The organism is Roseibium aquae (genome assembly GCF_008711285.1).
GTDB lineage: Bacteria > Pseudomonadota > Alphaproteobacteria > Rhizobiales > Stappiaceae > Roseibium > Roseibium aquae.
In genome coordinates this window covers 107,710-130,813 of the sequence record NZ_VXDC01000009.1, presented here as the reverse complement: position 1 = coordinate 130,813, position 23,104 = coordinate 107,710, and the positions used below count along the sequence as shown (strand labels likewise).

20 protein-coding genes are annotated in these 23,104 nt (G+C 60.6%); 11 read left to right on the top strand and 9 right to left on the bottom strand.

The features are described 5' to 3' along the window. The first annotated feature begins 59 nt into the window (after positions 1-59). Both F0184_RS15380 and F0184_RS15375 read left to right on the top strand, forming a co-directional pair. Positions 60-2,990, top strand: coding sequence for a valine--tRNA ligase (locus F0184_RS15380; RefSeq protein WP_150497083.1), 2,931 nt, complete (start codon positions 60-62; stop codon positions 2,988-2,990). 212 nt (positions 2,991-3,202) lie between these two features. Next, positions 3,203-3,697: a DUF2155 domain-containing protein gene (locus tag F0184_RS15375; protein WP_150497082.1), complete on the top strand. Its 495-nt coding sequence runs from the start codon at positions 3,203-3,205 to the stop codon at positions 3,695-3,697. A 70-nt stretch (positions 3,698-3,767) separates the two neighbouring features. Here F0184_RS15375 and aat read toward each other — a convergent pair whose 3' ends face one another. The 5 genes from aat to F0184_RS15350 all read right to left on the bottom strand — a co-directional run bounded on the left by aat (position 3,768) and on the right by F0184_RS15350 (position 8,868). Continuing rightward, positions 3,768-4,457: a leucyl/phenylalanyl-tRNA--protein transferase gene (gene aat / locus F0184_RS15370; RefSeq protein WP_150497081.1), complete on the bottom strand. Its 690-nt coding sequence runs from the start codon at positions 4,455-4,457 to the stop codon at positions 3,768-3,770. A 34-nt stretch (positions 4,458-4,491) separates the two neighbouring features. Beyond that, positions 4,492-5,838: an acetyl-CoA carboxylase biotin carboxylase subunit gene (gene accC, locus F0184_RS15365; RefSeq protein WP_150497080.1), complete on the bottom strand. Its 1,347-nt coding sequence runs from the start codon at positions 5,836-5,838 to the stop codon at positions 4,492-4,494. A gap of 8 nt (positions 5,839-5,846) precedes the next feature. Then, positions 5,847-6,320: an acetyl-CoA carboxylase biotin carboxyl carrier protein gene (accB, locus tag F0184_RS15360; RefSeq protein ID WP_150497079.1), complete on the bottom strand. Its 474-nt coding sequence runs from the start codon at positions 6,318-6,320 to the stop codon at positions 5,847-5,849. A gap of 282 nt (positions 6,321-6,602) precedes the next feature. Beyond that, positions 6,603-7,379 (bottom strand): DsbA family protein, encoded by a 777-nt coding sequence (locus tag F0184_RS15355; protein ID WP_172972128.1) that lies wholly within the window; start codon positions 7,377-7,379, stop codon positions 6,603-6,605. Between the two features lie 55 nt (positions 7,380-7,434). Further along, positions 7,435-8,868 (bottom strand): M48 family metalloprotease, encoded by a 1,434-nt coding sequence (locus tag F0184_RS15350; protein ID WP_172972131.1) that lies wholly within the window; start codon positions 8,866-8,868, stop codon positions 7,435-7,437. A gap of 235 nt (positions 8,869-9,103) precedes the next feature. On the opposite strand from F0184_RS15350, the gene F0184_RS15345 reads away from it, so the two are divergent. Continuing rightward, positions 9,104-10,273 carry a pyridoxal phosphate-dependent aminotransferase gene (locus F0184_RS15345; protein WP_150497077.1) on the top strand — a complete coding sequence of 390 codons (1,170 nt, stop codon included), beginning with the start codon at positions 9,104-9,106 and terminating at the stop codon, positions 10,271-10,273. 176 nt (positions 10,274-10,449) lie between these two features. Here F0184_RS15345 and F0184_RS15340 read toward each other — a convergent pair whose 3' ends face one another. Continuing rightward, positions 10,450-11,118, bottom strand: coding sequence for an alpha/beta hydrolase (locus F0184_RS15340; RefSeq protein ID WP_150497076.1), 669 nt, complete (start codon positions 11,116-11,118; stop codon positions 10,450-10,452). A 326-nt stretch (positions 11,119-11,444) separates the two neighbouring features. Here F0184_RS15340 and F0184_RS15335 point away from each other — a divergent pair, with 326 nt between their 5' ends. From F0184_RS15335 to tenA, 8 genes are all read left to right on the top strand, one after another. Continuing rightward, positions 11,445-12,611 carry a cysteine desulfurase family protein gene (locus tag F0184_RS15335; protein ID WP_150497075.1) on the top strand — a complete coding sequence of 389 codons (1,167 nt, stop codon included), beginning with the start codon at positions 11,445-11,447 and terminating at the stop codon, positions 12,609-12,611. A 117-nt stretch (positions 12,612-12,728) separates the two neighbouring features. Then, the gene (gene sufB, locus F0184_RS15330; protein ID WP_150497074.1) at positions 12,729-14,201 is read left to right on the top strand and encodes a Fe-S cluster assembly protein SufB; all 1,473 of its coding nucleotides are present in this window, start codon (positions 12,729-12,731) and stop codon (positions 14,199-14,201) included. A gap of 68 nt (positions 14,202-14,269) precedes the next feature. After that, the gene (gene sufC, locus F0184_RS15325; RefSeq protein ID WP_150497073.1) at positions 14,270-15,025 is read left to right on the top strand and encodes a Fe-S cluster assembly ATPase SufC; all 756 of its coding nucleotides are present in this window, start codon (positions 14,270-14,272) and stop codon (positions 15,023-15,025) included. 17 nt (positions 15,026-15,042) lie between these two features. Further along, complete coding sequence (gene sufD / locus F0184_RS15320) at positions 15,043-16,359, top strand: Fe-S cluster assembly protein SufD (RefSeq protein ID WP_150497072.1); 1,317 nt, start codon at positions 15,043-15,045, stop codon at positions 16,357-16,359. Positions 16,360-16,381: 22 nt separating this feature from the next. Beyond that, complete coding sequence (locus F0184_RS15315; RefSeq protein WP_150497071.1) at positions 16,382-17,641, top strand: cysteine desulfurase; 1,260 nt, start codon at positions 16,382-16,384, stop codon at positions 17,639-17,641. Between the two features lie 11 nt (positions 17,642-17,652). Next, positions 17,653-18,048: an SUF system Fe-S cluster assembly protein gene (locus F0184_RS15310; protein ID WP_150497070.1), complete on the top strand. Its 396-nt coding sequence runs from the start codon at positions 17,653-17,655 to the stop codon at positions 18,046-18,048. 76 nt (positions 18,049-18,124) lie between these two features. After that, positions 18,125-18,499 (top strand): Fe-S cluster assembly scaffold SufA, encoded by a 375-nt coding sequence (sufA, locus tag F0184_RS15305; RefSeq protein ID WP_208998504.1) that lies wholly within the window; start codon positions 18,125-18,127, stop codon positions 18,497-18,499. A 32-nt stretch (positions 18,500-18,531) separates the two neighbouring features. After that, entirely contained in the window at positions 18,532-19,203 is a 672-nt protein-coding gene (gene tenA, locus F0184_RS15300) for a thiaminase II (RefSeq protein ID WP_150497069.1), read from the top strand. 142 nt (positions 19,204-19,345) lie between these two features. Here the strand turns inward: tenA and F0184_RS15295 are convergent, their stop codons facing one another. The 3 genes from F0184_RS15295 to F0184_RS15285 form a co-directional block, all read right to left on the bottom strand. Beyond that, positions 19,346-20,410: a GGDEF domain-containing protein gene (locus F0184_RS15295; RefSeq protein ID WP_150497068.1), complete on the bottom strand. Its 1,065-nt coding sequence runs from the start codon at positions 20,408-20,410 to the stop codon at positions 19,346-19,348. 123 nt (positions 20,411-20,533) lie between these two features. Beyond that, positions 20,534-21,964 carry a DEAD/DEAH box helicase gene (locus F0184_RS15290; RefSeq protein ID WP_150497067.1) on the bottom strand — a complete coding sequence of 477 codons (1,431 nt, stop codon included), beginning with the start codon at positions 21,962-21,964 and terminating at the stop codon, positions 20,534-20,536. A gap of 269 nt (positions 21,965-22,233) precedes the next feature. Further along, positions 22,234-23,016: a hypothetical protein gene (locus F0184_RS15285; RefSeq protein ID WP_150497066.1), complete on the bottom strand. Its 783-nt coding sequence runs from the start codon at positions 23,014-23,016 to the stop codon at positions 22,234-22,236. Positions 23,017-23,104: the final 88 nt, after the last annotated feature.

Here is a 23,104-nt window from a genome sequence, read left to right as displayed (position 1 = left end):
TCCGATTTACACGTGAATTCCCAAAAAAGTCGAAAAATCCCTCACTTTGAGTGCACCTGATGCTAGACAAGACCTACGATGCGGCAGCCGTTGAGCCGCGGATCTACGAAACCTGGGAAAAGGCGGGGGCCTTCAAGGCCGGAGCCGGCGCCAAACAAGGTGCCGATGCCTTTACCATCGTAATTCCGCCGCCGAACGTTACCGGCTCGCTTCATATGGGCCATGCACTCAACAACACCCTGCAGGACATTCTGATCCGCTGGAAACGGATGCAGGGGTATGATGTGCTTTGGCAGCCGGGCACCGATCATGCGGGTATCGCCACCCAGATGGTGGTTGAGCGCGAACTGGCCGCCGCGAACCAGCCGGGCCGCCGCGATATGGGCCGGGAAGCCTTCATTGCGCGGGTCTGGGAGCAGAAGGAAAAATCGGAAGGCACGATTCTTGGCCAGCTCAAGCGCCTTGGAGCGTCCTGTGATTGGAGCCGGACAGAATTCACCATGTCGGAGAATCTGTCTGCGGCCGTTTTGAAGGTGTTTGTCGACCTTTACAATGAAGGTTTGATCTATCGCTCGAAGCGTCTCGTCAACTGGGATCCGAAGTTCGAGACGGCGATCTCTGATCTTGAAGTCGAAAACATCGAGACCGACGGCCACATGTGGCACTTCAAGTATCCGCTCGCGGGCGGCGAGACCTATGAGTATGTCGAGAAGGACGAGGATGGCAACGTCACCTTGCGCGAGACGCGGGATTACATATCCATCGCCACGACCCGGCCGGAAACCATGCTTGGCGACGGGGCGGTCGCGGTTCACCCCGATGACGAGCGCTACAAGCCGATTGTCGGCAAGCTCTGCGAGATCCCGGTCGGGCCGAAAGAGCACCGCCGCCTGATCCCGATCATAACCGACGAGTACCCGGATCCGGATTTCGGTTCCGGCGCCGTCAAGATCACCGGCGCGCATGATTTCAACGACTATCAGGTCGCGCTGCGCGGCAAGATTCCAATGTACCGTTTGATGGACACCAAAGGCGCCATGCGGGCCGACGGGGAGCCCTATTCGCAAGAGGCGAAAAAGGCCCAGTCGATCCTCGATGGCGCGCAGATGACGATCAACGAGATCGACGCGATCAACATCGTTCCCGATGAGTTGCGGGGGCTCGATCGCTACGCGGCGCGCAAGCGGGTCATCGATCAGATCACCGCGGAAGGCCTGGCGGTCATGGTCCCTAGCGACCATCCGGATGTTGCCTGGATGCAGGGGCTGGCACCGGAGTGGGACGAGCAGGGCAGGGCCAAGATCCGCAAGCCCGGCGAGGATGAAGTGGGGCCAGCGGCGTTGCCCATGGTCGAAGCCAAGAAGATCATGCAACCGTTCGGCGACCGCTCCAAGGTCGTGATCGAGCCAATGCTGACCGATCAGTGGTTCGTCGATGCCAAGACGCTGGCGCAGCCGGCGCTCAAGGCCGTTCACGACGGCGAGACCCGGTTCGTTCCGGGCAACTGGGACAAGACCTACTACAACTGGCTGAACGACATTCAGCCCTGGTGCATCTCGCGCCAGCTCTGGTGGGGCCATCAGATCCCGGTCTGGTATGACCAAGAGGGCAACGAGTATTGCGCTGAAACCGAGGAACAAGCCGTCCAAATGGCGGGCGGCAAGTCCTTGACCCGCGACGAAGACGTTCTCGACACCTGGTTCTCGTCGGCCTTGTGGCCGTTCTCCACGCTCGGCTGGCCGCATCAGACGCCCGAACTTGCACGCTACTACAAGACCGACGTTCTGATCACCGGCTTCGACATCATCTTCTTCTGGGTCGCGCGGATGATGATGCAGGGCATTCACTTCATGAAGGAAGTGCCATTCCACACGGTCTACATCAACTCGATCGTGGTCGATAAAAACGGGAAGAAAATGTCCAAGTCTCTGGGCAACGTTCTGGACCCTCTCGACCTGATCGATCGCTACGGGGCCGATGCCACGCGTTTTGCGCTCGCCAGCCAGGAGGTTCAGGGCCGCCGCACGCTGCGCATGTCCGACCAGGCGGCGGAAAGCGGCCAGCGCTTTGCCACCAAGCTGTGGAACGCGGCCCGGTTTGCGGAAATGAACGGCTGCCGGCGGGTGGAAGGCTTCGAGCCGTCTTCGACCCGGCACACGCTTAACCGCTGGATCGCCACCGAGACGGCCAAAGCGATTGCCGAAGTCACCAAAGCGCTGGACGAGTACCGCTTCAACGATGCCTCCAACGGCGCCTACCGCTTCATCTGGAACACGTTCTGCGATTGGTATCTCGAACTCGCCAAGCCGATCTTCAATGGCGATGACGAAGCCGCCAAGGCGGAAACGCGGGCCATGGCGGCCTGGGCACTCGACGAAATCCTGAAAATGCTGCATCCGTTCATGCCGTTCCTGACCGAGGAACTCTGGGCGCGCCTTGGCGACGAGGGGGCCAAGCCCGACCGGCTCCTGATCCTCACCGAATGGCCTGTTTCCCAATTCCACGACGAAGACGCGGCGGACGAAATCAACTGGCTCGTGTCCCTCATCAGCGAGATCCGGTCGGTGCGGGCGGAAATGAATGTTCCAGCGGGCGCGAAGGTGCCGGTTCTCCTCGTGGGGGCGGGCCCGGCCACGCAACAACGGGCGGAGCGCCACCGGGCCGCCATCGAGCGGCTTGCCCGGGCCGAAAGCGTCGCGTTCCAGGATGCGGCCCCATCCGGCTGCGCGCAGATCGTGATCGGCGATGCCACCGTGTGCCTTCCCCTTGCGGACGTGATTGATCTCGGGGCCGAAAAAGCCCGCTTGGCGAAGGAAATCGTCAAGCTGGAGGGCGAAATCTCGCGGATCGAGAAAAAACTCGGCAATCCGAAGTTCGTTGAAAAGGCGCCTGAAGAAGTCGTGGACGGGGAACGCGAGAAAGTTGCCGAGTTCTCGCAGCGGCTGGACAAGGTCAAACTGGCCCAGAGCCGCCTTTCGGAGATGGCGTGAGCCGAATGGCCACCGAAATGGCCCGGATGAGCCGCGTCCGGGCCATGGTTTGCCTCTAGGGTTACCAATGAGGGGCTTTGAGCCTGTATCATTGGAGGACGGGAATCATTTTTCCCAGGGGCCGTTCTAACCGGGCACGGCGAAACTATCCGAGGGACGCGTTGGTGAGAGACAGAGGATTTGGGAAGTGGGTTATCTGTGCGGGTGCGGCCATGGCGGCCGCGGTGGGCGGATCCACGTCCGCCGCCGCTCAGGTTGAGCCGGAGAAAATCGAGAACGCCGTGGCTGTCTTTTCCGGGCTGGACAAAATCACGGGCCGCATCATCTCTTTCGATGTCTATATCGGCGAAACTGTTCAGTTCGGCGCGCTTCAGGTCACGCCGCGCGTCTGCCACACCCGCCCACGGACGGAAACGCCGTTGACCACCGGCTTTGTGCAGGTCGACGAGATCACCTTGAACAACGAGGTTCGGCGGATCTTTTCCGGCTGGATGTATGCGGCAAGTCCGGGCCTTCATGCCGTTGAGCATGCGGTCTATGACGTGTGGCTGACGGATTGCAAGATGTCCTCCGATGTGCCGCCACCGGAGAACTATACAGGCCCGCCGATCGCCGAAGTCGAAGCCGCCGGCGGAGATCCGCTTGCCGGTCCGGATGACGGAATAGATGTGATCGGTCAGCCCCGGCCGAAACCTTTCCGGCCGTGACCGGAGACGGATAAGCGACGGAGAGAGTGAAAGCGGTATCGGCCGGCGGCCCTGTTCGGGCCGTTTTTCTCTACCGCCGCTGGCCATCCGACCAGTTGTCGAGCACGGTCAGAACGTCGGCGCCTGTGGCGTTGGTCGGAAACGCGAAGAAATCGGCCTCGCGCAGCAGCGCGGCCGACAGCAGGTCATTATAGGCCGCTTGATTGATCTCGACCGTTCCGAAGCGGCTGAGATGCTCTGTCACGAATTGCGTATCGAGCAGGGAATAGCCGCCGGAAATCATGCGGGCGACCAGATGGGCAAGGCACACTTTCGAGGCGTCGGTGGCCGTTGTGAACATGCTTTCACCGAAAAACGCGCCGTTCAGGCTTACGCCATATAGGCCCCCGACCAGCGTGCCATCCTGCCAGGCCTCGACAGTATGGCAGTAGCCCATCTCGAAGAGTTCGCCGTAAAGCCGTCTGATTTCCGAATTGATCCACGTTTTCTGCCGGCCCGGAAGGGGGGCAGCGCATCCTTCGATGATGGCGGAGAAATCGGTGCTGACCCGAATTTCGAAAACATCGTTGCGGATGGTCCGGCGAAGGCGGCGCGGCAAATGAAATCCGTCCAGCGGCAGAATGCCCCTGCGTTCCGGCTCCAGCCAGAACAGTCCCGGATCGTCCGCCGATTCCGCCATGGGGAACAAGCCGCAGGCGTAGGCTTTAAGCAGCACCTGCGGCGTGATTTCCATCACGATGTCGTCCTGGTAACCCGCCATGTTTAGCCGGCTTCTCCAGATCCTGAAGACACTTTCAGTCTTTCGCGTCGGACAGGTACTTTTCCAGCCAGTGGATATCATACTGCCCGTTGGCGATGTCCTGATTGTCTACCAAATCGCGGAAAAGGGGAAGGGTTGACTTGATTTCGTCAACCACGAACTCATCAAGACAACGGCGCAAGCGCATCATGCATTCAACACGATTTCGCCCGTGTACGATGAGTTTGCCGATCATGCTGTCGTAATACGGCGGGATCTTGTAGCCCTGATAGACCGCCGAATCCACCCGCACACCGAGACCGCCTGGGGTGTGATAGTAGGTGATCGTGCCCGGCGAGGGCATGAATGTGCGCGGATCCTCCGCGTTGATGCGGCACTCGATCGCATGGCCTTCGAAGCGGATATCGGACTGTTCGATCTCCAGCGAGCCGCCCGCCGCGATCCGGATCTGCTCGTTGACCAGGTCGATCCCGGTGATCATCTCGGTCACCGGATGCTCCACCTGAAGCCGCGTGTTCATCTCGATGAAATAGAACTCGCCGTTCTCATACAGAAACTCGACCGTCCCGACGCCGCGGTATTTCAGCTTGCGCATCGCCGAGGCCACGACTTCGCCAATCTTGTTGCGCTGTTCCGTGTTGAGTGCCGGGGACGGGGCCTCTTCCAGAATTTTCTGGTGGCGGCGTTGCAAGGAGCAGTCACGTTCCCCAAGGTGGATCGCATTACCTTTCCCGTCGCCCAGCACCTGGATTTCGATGTGGCGCGGCTTGCCGAGATATTTTTCAATATAGAGGGCGTCGTCGCCAAAGGCCGCCATGGCCTCCGAGCGCGCGGTCGACAAGGCGCTGCTGAGATCGGCTTCGGTCTTGGCGACTTTCATGCCGCGCCCGCCGCCGCCGGCCGCGGCCTTGACCAGCACCGGATAGCCGATGTCCCGGGCGATCGCGTGCGCGTCGTCCTCGGGCCGGACCGCGCCGTCGGATCCGGGGACAACCGGGATGCCGAGGTCCTTTGCCGTCTTCTTTGCCTGGATCTTGTCGCCCATGATCCGGATGTGGTCGGCGGTGGGGCCAATGAACTCGATGTTGTGGGCATCGAGAATCTCGGCGAAGCGGGCATTTTCCGACAAGAAACCGTATCCTGGATGGACCGCGTCGGCGCCGGTGATTTCGCAAGCTGCCAGAAGATTGGGAATGTTCAGATAGCTGTCGCGCGCGGCCGGAGGGCCGATACACACGCTTTCGTCGGCCAGACGCACGTGCATGGCATCGGCGTCCGCCGTGGAATGCACGGCGACGGTCGATATGCCGAGTTCCTTGCACGCCCGCAAGATGCGCAGGGCGATCTCGCCCCGGTTGGCAATCAGGATCTTGGAGAACATGGGCCGCCTCACTCGATGATCGCGAGCGGCTCGCCGAATTCGACCGGCTGAGCATCGTCGACAAGCACTTGTTTCACGGTGCCTGCCCTGGGGGCCGGAATGTGGTTCATGGTCTTCATGGCCTCGACGATCATGATCGTCTGGCCTTCCGACACCTTGTCGCCGACCTCGATGAAGTTCCGGGCGCCCGGTTCGGGTGCCAGATAGGCCGTGCCGACCATCGGGGAGGCGACTGTGCCCGGATGCGGTCCCGTGTCGGCCGGTTGGGCTGCGGGCGCGGCCGCCTGCGGCTGCGCGGCCATCGGCGCGGCATAGGCCGGCTGGGCCGCCATGGACACCGGCGCTTCGATGTTCAGCTGCCGGGCCACCCGGATGCGCACGTCGCCCCGCTCCAGTTCAATCTCGGAGATGTTGGTTTCGTCAAGAAGAACGGCAAGGTCGCGGATCAGGTCCGTGTCGAATTTCTTATTATCCTTGGACATTCGTTGGGCTTTCGTATTCGGGCTCATTCAGGGCCGGTTGGACCATGCCGTGTTGATCTTGGTGCTTGCGGCAGGGCACCGGGCGTTTGCCATCCGCACGCCTTGAAACAGCGCGGGCGATTTCACAGCGCCATGTGCCGGCTTGGCGGATCTAACGGCCAACACACGGGATGTAGGAACGGGGTCCGCGATTGCCAAACGGCACCCCAGACCCCGCCCTTATAAGCAGTCAGATGGCCGAGGAAAAGACCTCACCGCACATGACGTTAACGTTAGATTGTATCAGCAGGATGTCTCACCGCAGCTGTCCATCGACTTCAGTTTCGCCTGCAGCTGTTCATAGCCAACCGCGCCCATGATCACTTCATCGCCGACGACGTAAGAGGGTGTCCCGGTCAACCCGAGACGATTGGCCAGCGTATAAACCTCCTCGAGCGTCCGGCCGGCCTCGTCGGTTGCCAAAGCTTCCGCCAGGCTGGCTTCGCTCAGGCCCATGTCCGTTGCCACCTTCATGGCGCTGGCCCGGTTGGCCTGACCCCGTTGGAGCATCAGGTTTTCATGAAACTCGCCATACCGGTCCGGGGCAATCGCGTTCACGGCAATGCCGATTTGCGCGGCTTCCACGGAGCCTTGACCGAGAACGGGAAATTCCTTCAGAACCACGCGTAGATTGGGCATGTCCTCGATCAGGCGGACCATGTCGCCATGCGCGCGTTTGCAGTAGCCGCAATTGTAATCGAAAAACTCGACAAGGGTGATGTCGCCGTTGGGGTTGCCCAATACCGCCTGACGGCTCGAATTGAACAGAATGTCCGCCGACTCGGTCAATGCTTGTACCCGGGCGGCTTCCTCGGCCTCCCTCTGGCGGCGATCCAGCTCGGTCAGAGCATCGGCAATGATGTCCGGGTTCGCGATCAGGTATTCGCGCACGATGGTTTCCACATCGCTTTTGGTCAATTCGTCCGCCGTGGCCTGGGCCGGCAGCAGCATTGCGACGGCCAGAAGGAAACCGCTGAGCGCCGTCTTCAGCGGTGTACACAGGGACTGGATCGAGATCATGGACAACTCCTCATTGGGTTCCGACCGCGCCGCGGTCGATCAGCGGTCGGGCCTATCAGCGCCGCTCCATCTGGGGCGGTGTGTAGGACACAATATCATCGGCTTGAAGCCATGCCGGACTTCCGCGGTTCAATTTCTGTTGAGCGCGCGCGGCATATCGTTTGGCGGCCTCGAAATCGCCGCGCACCATCAGGCTGCGGGCGGTGGCCAGATCCGCCTCGGCCACTTCCCCCTGGCGGGAATGGGCAATTGCCAGTTGGCTGTAGCCGATGCTTGAGTTGGGATCCGATTGAAGCGCCTGCCTCAGCAGGCGTTCGGCCTCGGGCAGAACGGCGTCATTGTTGGACGCGACCAGGGCGTACCCGAGCCAGATCTTGAACTGGGATTCGTGCGGCCGCAGCTCGAGCGCTCTGCGGAAAGGCGCCACGGCGGCGGCCGGATTGCCGCTTTCGATGAGGGCCTGGCCCTTGATTTCATGGAAATAGGGATTGTTCGGATGTTGCCGGATCAAAGCATCGATCATCCCGACCGCGGATCGCGAACGGCTTTGAAGCGCGGCGATGGCCCGGGCATACTGGGCGGGAAGGCTCTTGTCGGAGTTGGGATAGCGGCGCGTGACCGCGCTGGGGTGGCTGGTGAATGCCAGCAGCTTCGCTTTGGCCATGTCGTGCCGGTATTGCAGGATGTAATCGTCCGGCTTGTCGAAATAGGGGCTCTTGCGGGCTTCCGTCTCCAAGGCGCGGAACCGGTCGCGCGCCATCGGGTGCGAGACGGCATAGGGGTCGACCAGGCGCGCCGAGAACATTTCCTGGCCCGCCATGCGATCGAAAGTCGCCAGCATGCCGCGCGCGCTTTGCTTGGTGGCTTCCAGATACCTCAGGGCCGCCCTGTCGGCGGCGACCTCTTCGCCCCGGCGATAGGCCAGGAAGGTCCGTTGGCCGACCGAGCCCGCCCCGACCGCAGCGGCTGCCCCGCCGGACGCGGCTGTGCCTGATCCGCTTGCGGCCCCGGCCGCCACCGCTCCGGCGCCGAGAATCATGCCAATCACGCTCATGATCTGGGCGTTGGTGGCCGCCGACCGCAGGCGTACGAGATGCCGGCCTTCGATGTGACCGGTTTCATGGGCCAGAACGCCGATCACTTCGCCCGGGGTTTCGGCCTGCATGATCACGCCGATGTTGATGAAGATCCGCCGGCTGTCAGGGACGAATGCGTTGAATGACTTGTCGTTCACCAGAATGATTTCCGGTTCCGAATGCATCACATTCGCGACCCGGAAGATCGGCGTCGCGTAGTCGCGCAAAAGGCCCTCGATCTCGGCGTCCCGGACAAGAGAAAGGCCCTTCCGTCCAGCCTGGGCGAAGGCCGGGGCGGGGCCCAAGGCCGAACTTGAAATCAGCGGCAGCGCCACGGCGGCCGCGCAGGACACCGCCAATCCCTTTCGAAAGCCGGTCTGCAACCTGGTGCCAAGGAAACGCGCCGCGCGCACGCCGAAATGATCTGTCACGACAGATGCTGCCTTCTCAATTCTGGTCCAGGCGCAAAAAGCCTGGATGATTGCGGCGACCGTATGGCTGGCTGGCCGGCCGGTCAAGCTGGCGCATGATCCGCTTCTTCGGCAAGGTTACGGTCCCGGGCCGCCTGTGGATGGTTGATCCCGCTGACATTTTCCGCGCAAGGGTGCTAGAAGGCCCGGGTCCTATTCCAACCGTCCGGGTCTTGCCATGTCCGTGTCCTTTCCATCTTTCAAACCCTCGAACCGCAGCAATGTCGCGCCGTTTCTGGCCATGGACGTTCTAAGCGCCGCTGCCCGGCTGGAGGCGAACGGCCGGAGCATCATTCACATGGAAGTCGGCCAGCCGTCGGCGCCGGCCCCGAAACCGGCGCTGGAAGCAGCCCGCTCGGCTCTGGAACACGGCCGGCTGGGCTATACGGAAGCGCGCGGTCTGGCGGCCTTGCGCCACCGTCTGGTCTCCCATTACCGGGCGGCCTACGGCCTGGACGTTCCCGAAAGCCGGATCGTCGCGACCACGGGTTCGTCCGCCGGGTTCAATCTGGCTTTCCTCTCCGCGTTTGATCCGGGAGACCGGATCGCGCTGACCGCGCCTGGTTATCCGGCCTACCGCAACATTATCAAGGCTCTCGGGCTCGTGCCCGTTGAGATCGAGGTTGGCGCGGACACCCGGTGGTGCCTGACCCCGGATCTGCTCGAGACGGCGGCGAAGGACGGTCCGGTCAAGGGCGTGCTGGTGGCAAGCCCGGCAAATCCCACCGGCACGATGATGACCCCGGAAGCGCTGGCCGATCTGATCGGCTATTGCGACGATCAAGGGATCTGGTTCATTTCCGACGAGATCTATCATGGGCTGGTGTATGGCGCGGAACAGGCCTGTGCGCTTTCGAGCTCGCAGAACGCGATCGTGATCAACAGCTTCTCCAAATACTATTGCATGACGGGATGGCGGATCGGATGGATGGTCCTTCCCGAAATCCTGGTACGGCCGGCCGAACGGATCGCGCAAAGCCTTTACATCTCGCCGCCGGAACTGTCACAGATTGCCGCCACGGCGGCCCTGGACGCCACGCAGGAACTGGAAACCGTCCGCCAGGGATATGCCCGGAACAGGGATTTTCTTCTTGAGGCGCTGCCGGGGATCGGTTTTGACCGTTTGCTGCCCGTTGATGGGGCGTTCTATATCTACGCCGACACCTCCGGTTTTTCGCAGGACTCCCTCACCTTTACCCGGGCCATGCTGGAAGAGGCCGGGGTCGCCGCGACGCCGGGCGCCGATTTCGATCCCGTGCATGGGGCGGAGTTCACGAGATTCTCGTTCGCCGGATCGCATGAAGACATGCATGAGGCGGTCAGGCGGCTCAAGGACTGGCTGCGGTGAGGTCTGGCCGCCATATAAACCCGCCTGAATAACCCGCCGGCATGGCGGGTTTTCACGGGACAAGGCCGAAATTCTGGATCAGCGGGCGTTTAACCGGAACCGGTTTCGCGCCCCAAGCTGATCGTATCTTGAGTGGCCGCGCATCTTTGGGCGTTTCAAGCAAAACGCCCGATGCGCTAGTCGATTGGGATGTAATCGTCCGGCGTCAGGCCGAGGCGGCGGTCGACATAGGTGCCGCAACGCTCGAGCAGATCTTCCATGTCGTTTTCGAAGAAGTGGTTGGCGCCCGGAATCGTCTCATGGTCGATGACGATGCCCTTTTGTGTCTTCAGCTTGTCGACAAGGGTCTGAACGTCCTTTTGCGGCACGACCTTGTCATTGTCGCCGTGGATGATCAGGCCGGAAGACGGGCAGGGCGCCAGGAACGAGAAGTCGTGCAGGTTGGCCGGCGGCGCCACGGAAATAAAGCCCTCCACTTCCGGCCGGCGCATCAACAGCTGCATGCCGATCCAGGCCCCGAAGGAGAAGCCCGCGATCCAGCACGCCCGGGCGTCGGGGTGGACCGTCTGCACCCAATCGAGCGCGGCGGCGGCATCGGACAATTCGCCCTGGCCGTGATCGAAAGCGCCCTGTGACCGCCCGACCCCCCGGAAGTTGAACCGCAGCACGGCGAAGCCGCGTCGGGCGAACATGTAGTACATCTGATAAACGATCTGGTTGTTCATCGTCCCGCCGAACTGCGGGTGCAGATGAAGAACCAGCGCGATTGGCGCATTGCGCTTTCTGGCGGGGTGGAACCGGCCTTCCAGCCGGCCGGCGGGACCGTTAAAGATCACCTCGGGCATGAAGGGTTACGTCCTCTTTTGTCGCCCTGCCTGGAGCGGCGCTCCCGGCGCGGGCCGGTCCTTTATACGTGAAACCCCGGACTTCAAACTTGACTCTGAAGCTCCGAGTTTCTAGAACCTTGTTTAGAATTATTCGAAATTCGAAAGCCCGGCCTGGTGACAGGGCGGCGGGCAACGACATTCGGATCACTCGGTCGGGCCTCGTTATCGTCACCAGTGCGGAAAATTTCAAGCTTTCCGTGCAACAGGCGGAATTTTTGGGCGAAGAGGCCCGATCTTCGAAAGCCTGATTGTTTCCGGGATTGAAAAGGGACGTTGATCTCACAATGCCAAAGGCCGCACCGATCTATCTCGACCACAACGCCGGAGCACCGTTGCGTGCCGCCGCGCGCGAGGCGATGATCGCGGCATTGGCCGAAACCGGGAATGCCTCGTCGGTCCATACACATGGCCGGGCAGCCAGGGCGCGGCTTGAGCTTGCCCGCGAGACTGTCGCGCAGCTGTGCAACCGGCGTGCGCGGGCCGTGACGTTCGTGTCCGGGGCCACGGAAGCCAACATGACCGCGCTCACGCCGGTTTGGCAGGCGGACGGAGCGCCGCTCTATCTCGACCGGCTCATCCGCGGTGCCACCGAGCACCCTTCGGTCGCGTCCGGCGGGCGCTTTGCCGTCAAGGATCAGACTGTTGCGGCCGTCGATTCGCAAGGCAGGATTGACCTTGACGCGCTCGCTCATTTGCTGGGGCAGGGCGGTCCGGCGCTTGTGTCCATCATGGCTGCCAATAATGAAACCGGTGTCGTTCAACCGCTCGCCGAGATCGGAAAACTGGTTCAAGGTCATGGCGGCGTGTTCCATGTCGATGCCGTCCAGGCCGCGGGCCGGATGGCGATTGATCTGGATGAATGGCAGGCCGATGCCGTCTCCTTGTCCGCCCACAAGATCGGCGGTCCCCAAGGGATCGGCGCGCTGGTCGTCCGATCGACCGCGAGGGTCCCGGCCCCTTTGCTGACCGGCGGCGGGCAGGAGAACTGGCGGCGTGCCGGCACCGAGAATGTCGCAGCCGCAGCCGGGTTCGGCGCTGCCGCCGAGGCGGCCCTCGCAGAGCTCGAAACAACCCACCGTCTGAGCGCGCTGCGGGACAGGCTGGAGGCGGGCGTGACTGCCATCTGCCCGGATGCGGTCGTGTTCAGCGGCAATGCGCACAGACTTCCCAATACGCTCTGCTTCGCGGTTGAGGGCCTTGCGGCCGAAACCGCACTGATCGCCTTCGATCTCGAACGCGTATCTGTTTCGTCCGGATCCGCGTGCTCGTCGGGCAAGGTGTCGGTGTCTCATGTCCTTACCGCGATGGGCGTCGACGAAGCCTTGGCGCGCTGCGCGCTGCGGATCAGCCTCGGCTGGGATTCGGGCGAGGCGGAGGTCGAGAGGTTTCTCGAGGTTTGGCCCGCGATCGTCGACCGCTTGAAACCCGAGGCCCGAACCCGGGCCGCCTGAGGGCGGAGCGGTTTGGGCGAACCAACTGCCCCTGGCACTGCCTCGTTTTTGGCGATGCCTGGGAACATTTAAACCCACGGTCGGGGCTTTGAACCCCGAACTTATGGAGATGAAACCATGCCGGCTGTGCAGGAGACAATCGATCAGGTCAAAGCGATCGATGTTGACCAGTATAAATATGGATTTGTGACCGACATCGAGTCCGAAAAGGGCGCGAAAGGGCTGTCCGAGGAGACCGTCCGCTTTTTGTCGGCCAAAAAGAACGAGCCGGAGTGGATGACCGAGTGGCGGCTGGACGCCCTGCGCCGGTTTCAGCAAATGGACGAGCCGAACTGGGCGCGGGTGTCCTACCCGAAGATTGACCTGGACGACCTCTACTACTGGGCAGCGCCAAAGTCTGTGGAGGGGCCGAAGAGCCTGGACGAGGTGGATCCGGAACTGCTGGCAACCTATGAAAAGCTTGGCATTCCGCTGCGCGAGCAGGAAATTCTCGCCGGTGTCGAGCCGAAGAACCGGGTCGCCGTCGATGCCGTGTTCGATTCCGTGTCCGTGGTCACGACTTTCAAGGACGAACTGAGGAAGGCCGGTGTCATCTTTTGCTCCATCTCCGAGGCCTTGAGAGAGCATCCGGACCTGGTCAAAAAGTATCTCGGGTCGGTCGTGCCGGTCACCGACAACTACTACGCGACCTTGAACTCGGCCGTGTTCTCCGACGGATCGTTCGTTTACGTGCCTGAGGGGGTGCGCTGCCCGATGGAACTGTCCACCTATTTCCGCATCAACGAGCAGAACACGGGACAGTTTGAGCGCACGCTGATCATCGCGGACAAAGGCGCATACGTCTCCTATCTGGAAGGGTGCACCGCGCCGCAGCGCGATGAAAACCAGCTGCATGCCGCTGTCGTCGAGCTGGTGGCCCTGGATGATGCCGAGATCAAGTATTCCACGGTCCAGAACTGGTTCCCGGGCGACAAGAACGGCAAGGGCGGCATCTATAACTTCGTCACCAAGCGCGGCGATTGCCGGGGCAAGAATTCCAAGATTTCCTGGACGCAGGTCGAGACCGGCTCGGCGATCACATGGAAATACCCGTCTTGCATCCTGCGCGGCGACAACTCGCGCGGCGAGTTCTATTCGATCGCCGTATCCAATGGCTATCAGCAGGTCGACAGCGGGACCAAGATGATTCACCTGGGTAAGAACACGTCCAGCCGGATCATTTCGAAGGGCATTTCCGCCGGCAAATCGTCCAACACCTATCGAGGGCTGGTGTCGGCGCACCGCAAGGCGACCAACGCCCGGAATTTCACCCAGTGCGACTCGCTGCTGATCGGTCAGGACTGCGGCGCGCACACGGTGCCCTACATTGAATCGAAGAACTCGACGGCGCAGTTCGAACACGAGGCGACCACCTCGAAGATCTCCGACGATCAGATGTTCTACTGCCTGCAGCGCGGCATGAACGAAGAGGAGGCTGTGGCCCTCATCGTCAACGGTTTCGTCAAGGACGTGATCCAGCAACTGCCAATGGAGTTCGCGGTTGAATCGCAAAAGCTGATTTCGATCAGTCTGGAAGGCTCGGTCGGATAAGCGGCTGCCACCCGTTCTTTACAGTTCTGGCGCCAAGACGCGCCGCATAAAATTCAGGAAACACTCTGATGCTTGAGATCAAAAACCTCCACGCCCGCATTGCGGAAGACGAAACCGAAATCCTGCGCGGCATCGACCTGACCGTGAAGCCGGGTGAAGTGCACGCCATCATGGGCCCGAACGGCTCCGGAAAGTCCACGCTCTCCTATATTCTCGCGGGTAAGGAAGACTATGAGGTCACCGAAGGCGAGATCCTGTTCAACGGCGAGAACATGCTCGACATGGAGCCTGACGAGCGCGCGGCCGCCGGCCTCTTCCTGGCATTCCAGTACCCGATCGAAATTCCGGGTGTCGCCACCATGGAATTCCTGAAGACGGCCATGAACGCGCAGCGCAAGGCGCGCGGCGAAGACGCGCTGTCCATTCCGGACTTCATGAAGCGCGTGAAGGAAGCTGCCGCGCACCTGAACGTGTCCATGGACATGCTCAAGCGGCCGCTGAACGTGGGCTTTTCCGGCGGTGAGAAAAAGCGGGCCGAGATCCTGCAAATGTCGCTGCTGGAGCCGAAACTCTGCGTTCTGGATGAAACAGACTCCGGCCTCGACATCGATGCGCTCCGGGTTGTCTCCGATGGCGTTAACAAGCTGCGTTCGCCGAACCGGGCCATGATTGTGATCACGCACTACCAGCGTCTGCTCGACCACATTGTCCCGGATGTCGTTCACGTCCTGTCCAAGGGCAAGATCGTCAAGACCGGCGACAAGGATCTGGCGCTGGAGCTGGAGAAGAACGGGTACGCCGATTTCATCGACGCGGCCGCCTGAGCCAAGGGGAGAGCGATATGAATGCCAATACCCCAATCAAGCACACCCAGGGCGAAACGGACCTGATCGCGCGGTTTGAGACAGCGCGCGAGAGCTTGGCCGGATCCGTGTCAGTTGGCGCACTGCGTGCGGCATCTTTGGCGCAGATCCAGGACAAGGGCCTTCCGCACCGCCGGGTGGAGGAATACAAGTATTCCGATCTGCGCGCCTTCATGAAGTCGGCTGCACCTTTGGCCGCTCCGGCCGAAGCCGCAGCCGTGCGGCAGGCCTTGAACGTGCAAGACAGCTACGGCGAACTCGACCGGTACCGGATCGTGATCGCCAATGGGAATTTTGCACCGGAGGTCAGCGATCTGGCAGACTTGCAGGCCGAAGGCGTTTCGGTCGCCGATTTCGCAAAGGCCCTGACCGAAGACGGAGGATCGCAGCTCTTGGGGGCGCCGAAGACCGCGCCTGGCGACGGGATTGTCGCGCTGAATACCGCTTTCGTGCAGGGCGGCGTTGTGATCACGGTCGCCGATGGAGCGGAGGTGTCCAAACCCATTGAACTGGTTCACGTCGCGGCCTCGCACGGGGCATGCGTGACCCGCAGCCGCATCAGGGTCGGCGCCGGCGCGAAGCTTCGCCTTCTTGAAACCTTCACCGGTGATGCCGGCGCGGGCGAAATCAACGCCGTGTTCGATTATCAGGTGGGCGACAAGGCGAATGTGGCCGCCACGCGCCTGATCGCGGGCGATGCGCCCGCACCGCGCCTATGCACGACCATCGCGACCCTCGGCGAAGGCTGCCTTTTCAAGTCGCTCGGTTTTGTCGCAGGCCCGGATTTTGTCCGGAACCAGCAGTTCATCCATTTTGTCGGCGAGAATTCCGAGGCCAAGATCTATGGGGTCAGCATGGCGCGCGCCTCGCACCTTGCGGATCAAACCCTGATCGTCGATCACGCCGTTCCGCATTGCAACAGCCGGGAATTCTTCAAGACCGTGCTGGATGGCCAGGCGCGCGGTGTCTACCAGGGGCGGATCAATGTCGCGCCCCATGCGCAGAAAACCGATGGCGAAATGATGACCCAGGCCCTACTTCTGTCTGAAGAGGCAGAGATGGCGAACAAGCCGGAACTGGAGATCTTTGCCGATGACGTGATCTGCGCCCACGGAGCGACGAGCGGTCAGATCGATGAAGATCTCCTGTTTTATCTGCGGGCCCGCGGGATTCCGGAGGACGAGGCAAAGACCCTTCTTGTTCTGGCGTTCCTGGCCGAAGCCATTGAGGAATACGACGAGGACGACGTGACCGCCGGTCTGGAGACCCGCGTTCGCGACTGGCTCGCCGCTTGACGAACCTAAGGAGCAGCACCGCATGACGGTCGCAACCGCACACACACCGCCCGCAACCGATCTGGCTTATGACGTCGAGGCAATCCGGAGGGATTTTCCGATCCTGGCCCGGGAGGTCTACGGCAAACCATTGGTCTATCTGGACAATGGAGCATCAGCGCAAAAGCCGCAGGCGGTCATCGATGCGGTCTCCCATGCCTATGGCCATGAGTATGCGAACGTCCACCGCGGCCTGCACTACCTGTCCAACACGGCGACGGACAACTACGAGGCGGCGCGCGAGACCGTGCGCCGGTTCCTCAACGCCCCGAGTGTCGACGAGGTGATCTTCACGCGCTCGACCACCGAGGCGATCAATCTGGTGTCCTACGGCTTCGGGGATGACCGGATCGGGGAAGGCGATGAGATTGTCTTGTCCATCATGGAGCACCATTCCAACATTGTGCCCTGGCACTTTCACCGTGAACGCAAGGGCGCGGTGCTCAAATGGGTCTATGTCCGGGAGGATGGCTCCTTTGACCTCGATGCCTTTGCCGACGCTCTGACAGACAAGACCAGACTTGTCGCGATCACTCACATGTCCAATGTGCTCGGCACCGTGGTACCGATCAAGGACGTGTGCCGCATCGCCCATGAGCGGGGCATTCCGGTTCTGGTCGATGGCAGCCAGGCCGCCGTCCACATGCATGTGGATGTGCAGGATCTGGGCTGCGATTTCTACTGCTTCACCGGACACAAGGTTTATGGCCCGTCGGGCATTGGCGTGCTGTGGGGCAAATCAGAGCAGTTGAAGCAGATGAAGCCGTTCAATGGCGGCGGCGAGATGATCCTCGATGTCACGGAAGACGCGGTCACTTACAATGATCCGCCGCATCGCTTCGAAGCGGGAACGCCGCCCATTGTCCAGGCCATCGGCCTGGGGGCCGCGCTGACCTACATGGAGCGGATCGGGCGGGACCGGATTGCCGCGCATGAGGCGGACTTGAAGGACTATGCCCACCAGCGCTTGTCCGAAATCAACTCCCTGCGGATTTTCGGCACTGCGCCCGGGAAGGGGGCGATTGTCTCTTTCGAGATCGAAGGCGCGCATGCCCATGACGTGGCAACGATCATCGACCGCTCCGGGGTGGCCGTGCGGGCCGGAACCCACTGTGCCCAGCCGCTGCTGTCGCGCTATGGCGTGACCTCGACGTGCCGGGCGAGCTTTGGCATGTATAATACGAAATCGGAAGTGGACGCCCTGTGTGAAGCCCTCCACAAGGCTCAGGCGTTCTTCGGATAGGGATGGAACCGATGGATAATCCAAGCAGCATAGATGCGGGCCCCGATGGGACCGAAGTCCAGGCGAATGTTTCAAGCACCAGCGCGCTCCCCCAGGAAGAATTGGAGCGTTTGACCACGGACATCATCGGGGCCCTGAAGACGGTTTACGATCCCGAAATCCCGGTGGACGTCTATGAACTCGGTCTGATCTACAAGGTCGATATTGAAGACGACCGGTCGATCAATATCGACATGACGCTGACCGCGCCGGGCTGTCCGGTGGCCGGCGAAATGCCGGGCTGGGTATCGGATGCGGTGTCGTCCGTCGCGGGCGTCGGCCATGTGAATGTCGACATGGTGTTTGACCCGCCCTGGACCCCGGACCGGATGTCCGAAGAGGCGAAGGTCGCACTCAACTGGTATTGATGACCGCCTCCCTTTTATGTGTTAACTTGAGTTTCCATATCAGGTTAGACCCGCAACCAAGCCAAAGAGGATGATCATGCCCGCCGGCAAATTTCAGGTGATGACCATGACGGATGCCGCCGCCGAGCGCGTGCGGGAACTGGTGGACAACGCCGACACGGACGTTCTTGGCCTTCGGGTCGGGATCAAAAAGGGCGGCTGCGCTGGCATGGAGTACACCATGGATCTCGTGAACGAGCCAAAACCCGGGGATGATCGTATCGATGACAAGGGCGCCACCCTTTTCGTCGATCCGTCGGCCGTATTGTTTCTTCTTGGCACCGAAATGGATTTTGAGATCACCAAGTTCCGGTCGGGGTTTGTCTTCAAGAACCCGAATGAAGTATCGGCTTGTGGTTGCGGCGAATCCATCTCTCTCCAGGCCGCAGATCCTGCCCTCTTGGCCCGCTGATCGCCATTGGTGTCAAAGAAGACCGTTTTTTCATGACCCTGTTTGACCGTTTGAAGGCCGATGCTCCAGAGGTCTGGACATCCTATGTCGATCACCCCTTCGTCCGGAAGTTGGGCCAGGGCGATCTTCCCCTGGATGCATTCAAGCACTATTTGGTACAGGACTATCTTTTCCTGATCCAGTTTGCGCGTGCGTACGCGCTGGCGATCTACAAAAGCCCCGACACCGGCGACATGTACCAGGCCCTTGAGGGTGTGAAGGCCATTCTCGATGTGGAGTTAAATCTGCATCTGGAGCTTTGCCGGGAGTGGGGTCTCGATCGGACAGCCATCGAAACCGCCCCGGAAATGACCCAGACCATGGCTTATACGCGGTTTGTGCTTGAGGCTGGTATGGCAGGGGATCTGCTTGATCTGCAGGTGGCCCTCGCACCATGTATCCTCGGGTATGCGGAAATCGGGCGCACGCTTGCCGACCGGCATGGGGATGGGCTGCATGCCAATCCCTATCGGCGCTGGATCGACGAATATTCCGGCGAAGCCTATACGCGGGTCGCCGCGGGCTTTTTGGCCTGGATCGATCAAACGGCTGACATCTACCTCACCGAAAACCGGTATCCCCGCTTGTTGAAGCTGTTTGGCAAGGCCAGTGCTCTTGAGGCGGATTTTTGGCAGATGGGCCTGAATTATCCCGGCAAACGCTGATGTCTGCCGCGTTTGCCGGCGCAAGTTTTCTCAAGCGTTTCATGAGAGACCCGACAGGCTCTGTCCTTCAAGCCTTAGACATTCATCGAGTGTGAAAAACACGGACCCGCCTGGTCCGCGCCTGCCTGCCTGAACACCGCGCTCAGGCGGCGCCATGCCGGGTGGAGCTTGAGGCTTCAAGGTCCCGTTCGGTCTTGACCATGTTCCGGCCATCCCGTTTTGCGGCGTAAAGCGCCTCGTCGGCCCGTTGGACGATGGTCTCTTGGGTATCATTTTGATGAAATGTCGACACACCGATCGAAATGGTGATCCTGCCGAGGTTTTCGCCCGTGGAGCGTTTGACAAGTTCCTTCGACATCACGGCCTTGCGGATCCGCTCGGCAACTTCAGTCGCCTCTTTCAGGCTGGAATGCGGAAGGATGATGGCAAATTCTTCCCCGCCATAGCGGCAGGCCGTGTCCTGACCCTTGACGTTTTGTTTCACCGATAGAGCGACGAGCCGGAGCACCTGATCGCCAGTCTGGTGTCCGTAGGTGTCGTTGAATTTTTTGAAATGGTCGATGTCGGTGAGCAGGAGGGCAAAGCTCGATTTGGTGTCCTTGGCGTGCGTGACCGCGCGCTCAAGTGTGTTGTCGAAATGCTTCCGGTTGCTCAGCGTTGTCAGCTCATCCGTTAGCGATTCGTACCGGATGGCTTCAAGACTTGTCTGGAGCGTTTCAATTTGACGTTTGGAATCCAGCAGTTGCGTTTCAAGCGCACGGTTCGCGGCCACAGCGGCATGGGTCGATTTGACCATATGCGCCAGTACGGTCTGAAGTTTGCTTGGATCCTTGACGTTTTTCAGCTTTTCATTGGCTTGCTCGAGGGTCGCGCCATAATCGGAGGTCGCGTCGGCGCTCAGCTTCAGCGTGTCGATCAGATCCTCCACCTCACTGGCAACCTTCTGGCCGACTTCGTCCAGTTGGTCACCGAGGCGGTTGGGAGACAGGAACTTTCCATAGATCGACTGCATCTGTTCGGACGTAACACGCCCGTTTTCCTTCAGCAGCTCGTTGATCGCCCGGTTCAGGCCGTGATTGTACCCGGCAGAGTAAGTATACCAAAGCTCATAGGACCGCGGGTACGCTGGCAGCGTATTGCGTTTGATGTATGAAATGGCGGATTCACCATAAACGATGGTCCGCAGGTAGTCGTCTTCATCTGCCATTTGCCATCCCAAAGCCAAAAGACGGCCCGACCTCACTATCAGATCGGTTCATCTTGAGGTGGAGTTTCCAGCAGATGTTTTAAGGTCAGGTTAAGCCTAACAAAAAGAATACCGCAGGCGCCGTTATGACGCCTTGCGGGGCCGGGCCTCGCGCAAAAGGAACGCAGGAATATGCGTTCCCGGGCTGAAGGCCGGCTGGTTGTCGGACCGTTGTTCGCGGTTGGCCCGTTTCGGCTCGCGATCCCTCCGAGTTGGAGGTCTGAAGTCTTGTTCCGCAACCGGGCCGGGATCCACCGGTGTGCGGTCTTCGGCCTTCGGCTTCGGGCTGCGCGGAGCTCTGGGTTTTTCGGGAGCGGGCGCTGTCTCCTCCGACTTCGGTCCCTTGCCGCGTTTGCGGGCCTTGCGCTCTTCTGCGGCAGCCTCGAAATCGATCGGCTCACCGATCCAATCGATTTTCTTGTTGATCAGGCTTTCGATCGCATCGAGATATTTCTGGTCGCTGGTTGTCACCAGTGTGAAGGCCGTGCCCTTTCGCCCGGCGCGCCCGGTGCGGCCAATCCGGTGAACGTAGTCCTCCGCATGGCTGGGAACGTCGTAGTTGAACACATGGCTGACTTCCGGGATATCAAGCCCACGGGCCGCGACATCGCTGGCCACGAGCAGGGTGATGGTCCCCTTGCGGAAGTTGTCCAGCGTGGTCATGCGCGTCCGCTGGTCCATGTCCCCATGGAGGGAACCGACACTGTATCCGTGCCGCTCCAGCGAGCGGAACAATGTGCCGATGTCCCGCTTCCGATTGCAGAACACGATGGCATTCTGGAGATCTTCCGAGCCTTCGAGCAGTTCGCGCAATGTCGCCCGCTTGTCGAAGTCCTTGCCGCCGGTCGAAGCGAGCAGCTGGGTCACGTTCTCCGCGGTGGAAGAAGTCGGAGCGACCTCGATCCGGACGGGATTTTGCAAGAAGGCTTCGGTCAGCCGTTTGATTTCTGGCGGCATGGTTGCCGAGAAAAACAAGGTTTGCCGCGTGAAGGGGATCAGCTTGCAGATCCGCTCGATATCGGGAATGAAGCCCATGTCAAGCATGCGGTCCGCTTCGTCGATCACCAGAACCTCTACGCCTTGCAGAAGAAGCTTTCCACGTTCGAAATGATCCAGAAGACGGCCCGGTGTCGCAATCAAAACATCGGTGCCCCGATCAAGCTTCTTGTCCTGGTCGCCGAATGACACGCCGCCGATCAGGAGTGCGACATTCAGTTTGTGGTTGACACCGTATTTCTCGAAATTCTCCTCGACCTGGGCTGCCAGTTCTCGGGTCGGTTCCAGGATCAAGGTGCGGGGCATCCGTGCCCGGGCGCGCCCTTTTTCCAGAAGTGTGAGCATCGGAAGCGTGAAACTTGCGGTCTTTCCGGTTCCCGTTTGCGCGATGCCGAGAATGTCGCGGCGCTCCAACACATGAGGGATAGCGCCTGCTTGGATGGCTGTCGGCGTCGTATACCCGGCTGCTTCGACAGCCGAGAGGACCTTCTCGCTAAGACCGAGGGTATTGAATGACATAGAGCGGTGTGCCCGGATTTTGTGATGAATGATCTCTCGGCAGAACCCTTGCGAGGACCTCCGCCAATGTGTGGCACACCCTACAGTTCAAACTTGGCGTGTCAACGTAAGTTCCCCCAAATGGCGAACAAATTGCTTGTTTGCGGGATGAAGTCGCGTCCGCTGCCAAGTTTTTTCAAAAAAGTCCGGTCAAGAAACCTGATTTCGAAAACTCAATACGTTAGAAAATCAGGGTTGTAGGCATTGGAAACCACACTGGATAATCTTGGTCAGCCATGTGTCGATGCCAGTTGCCCGGACGGCGCAGTGGTCAACTGCGAGCGCGTCGGACCGTTAGGGCCGGGTTCGAAAAACGAAATTAAATCAGCGCGGTATCGGCGCTGAATAGGTGCTTGCAGGGCCCGGCTTGAAAAAATGTCCAGCAATTCCGGGTCGGGACGAGGCTGCGTTTGCGGCCTGGCGCTGATCTTCTCGGCCAGGGGCTGTCCGTTGCTTTGCAAGTCTTTCGCCTTTTGGGGCCATTCTTTGGTCAGATCGTCGAGTTTCAAGACCAAATCGGGAATGAAACGACCGCGATAGGACAGGATCGCCATTTGAGTGCGAATACGGTTGTCCGCTCTCAGATCGGGCAAGGCGCAGACCCGGGCGGCGAACTCGGCCGGCGTCATCTGTTTGCTGAAGCGCTTTTCCGCGAAAAACGCCGGCAAGGGGTCCGGTCCCAGAAACAGGTCTTGGTAAACTGAACACATGCGCTCGACCGGAGACTGCACAACGGCAAACACCGGGAAATCGGGATACAAGCGCTTGAGCTGTCGTGCGGTGCGCGGCTCCATGTTGCCGTTCCACAGCGCCGTGACCTTGTCGCAGTCCGCCGATGCCGCAGCCGCACAAGATCCCACGTCCGCCAGGTCGGCGAGCACGGGTAGCATGGCCCGGAAGGGGGCGCCTGGAATCCGGGCAAACGCAACGCCGGCTTTTGGAAAGACCAGAAAGTTGTAGTGGCGCAGAGGGCGCTTCTGACGGTCCAGCGCGTCGTATACTAAACTGAGCATATGCCCCCCGTAACCATACGCGTTACCGTTAGTTGACGAAAAGACGAAGGTCAAGGACCGCAGATCGGGGCCTGTCCGCCGCGGACGC

What these genes read in the sequence shown, in the direction of transcription:
- F0184_RS15380 (WP_150497083.1), top strand. Translation starts at nt 60, where the DNA reads ATGCTAGACAAGACCTACGATGCGGCAGCCGTTGAGCCGCGGATCTAC.
- F0184_RS15375 (WP_150497082.1), top strand. Translation starts at nt 3,203, where the DNA reads ATGGCGGCCGCGGTGGGCGGATCCACGTCCGCCGCCGCTCAGGTTGAG.
- aat (WP_150497081.1), bottom strand. Translation starts at nt 4,457, where the DNA reads ATGGCGGGTTACCAGGACGACATCGTGATGGAAATCACGCCGCAGGTG.
- accC (WP_150497080.1), bottom strand. Translation starts at nt 5,838, where the DNA reads ATGTTCTCCAAGATCCTGATTGCCAACCGGGGCGAGATCGCCCTGCGC.
- accB (WP_150497079.1), bottom strand. Translation starts at nt 6,320, where the DNA reads ATGTCCAAGGATAATAAGAAATTCGACACGGACCTGATCCGCGACCTT.
- F0184_RS15355 (WP_172972128.1), bottom strand. Translation starts at nt 7,379, where the DNA reads ATGATCTCGATCCAGTCCCTGTGTACACCGCTGAAGACGGCGCTCAGC.
- F0184_RS15345 (WP_150497077.1), top strand. Translation starts at nt 9,104, where the DNA reads ATGTCCGTGTCCTTTCCATCTTTCAAACCCTCGAACCGCAGCAATGTC.
- F0184_RS15340 (WP_150497076.1), bottom strand. Translation starts at nt 11,118, where the DNA reads ATGCCCGAGGTGATCTTTAACGGTCCCGCCGGCCGGCTGGAAGGCCGG.
- F0184_RS15335 (WP_150497075.1), top strand. Translation starts at nt 11,445, where the DNA reads ATGCCAAAGGCCGCACCGATCTATCTCGACCACAACGCCGGAGCACCG.
- sufB (WP_150497074.1), top strand. Translation starts at nt 12,729, where the DNA reads ATGCCGGCTGTGCAGGAGACAATCGATCAGGTCAAAGCGATCGATGTT.
- sufC (WP_150497073.1), top strand. Translation starts at nt 14,270, where the DNA reads ATGCTTGAGATCAAAAACCTCCACGCCCGCATTGCGGAAGACGAAACC.
- sufD (WP_150497072.1), top strand. Translation starts at nt 15,043, where the DNA reads ATGAATGCCAATACCCCAATCAAGCACACCCAGGGCGAAACGGACCTG.
- F0184_RS15315 (WP_150497071.1), top strand. Translation starts at nt 16,382, where the DNA reads ATGACGGTCGCAACCGCACACACACCGCCCGCAACCGATCTGGCTTAT.
- F0184_RS15310 (WP_150497070.1), top strand. Translation starts at nt 17,653, where the DNA reads ATGGATAATCCAAGCAGCATAGATGCGGGCCCCGATGGGACCGAAGTC.
- sufA (WP_208998504.1), top strand. Translation starts at nt 18,125, where the DNA reads ATGCCCGCCGGCAAATTTCAGGTGATGACCATGACGGATGCCGCCGCC.
- tenA (WP_150497069.1), top strand. Translation starts at nt 18,532, where the DNA reads ATGACCCTGTTTGACCGTTTGAAGGCCGATGCTCCAGAGGTCTGGACA.
- F0184_RS15295 (WP_150497068.1), bottom strand. Translation starts at nt 20,410, where the DNA reads ATGGCAGATGAAGACGACTACCTGCGGACCATCGTTTATGGTGAATCC.
- F0184_RS15290 (WP_150497067.1), bottom strand. Translation starts at nt 21,964, where the DNA reads ATGTCATTCAATACCCTCGGTCTTAGCGAGAAGGTCCTCTCGGCTGTC.
- F0184_RS15285 (WP_150497066.1), bottom strand. Translation starts at nt 23,016, where the DNA reads ATGCTCAGTTTAGTATACGACGCGCTGGACCGTCAGAAGCGCCCTCTG.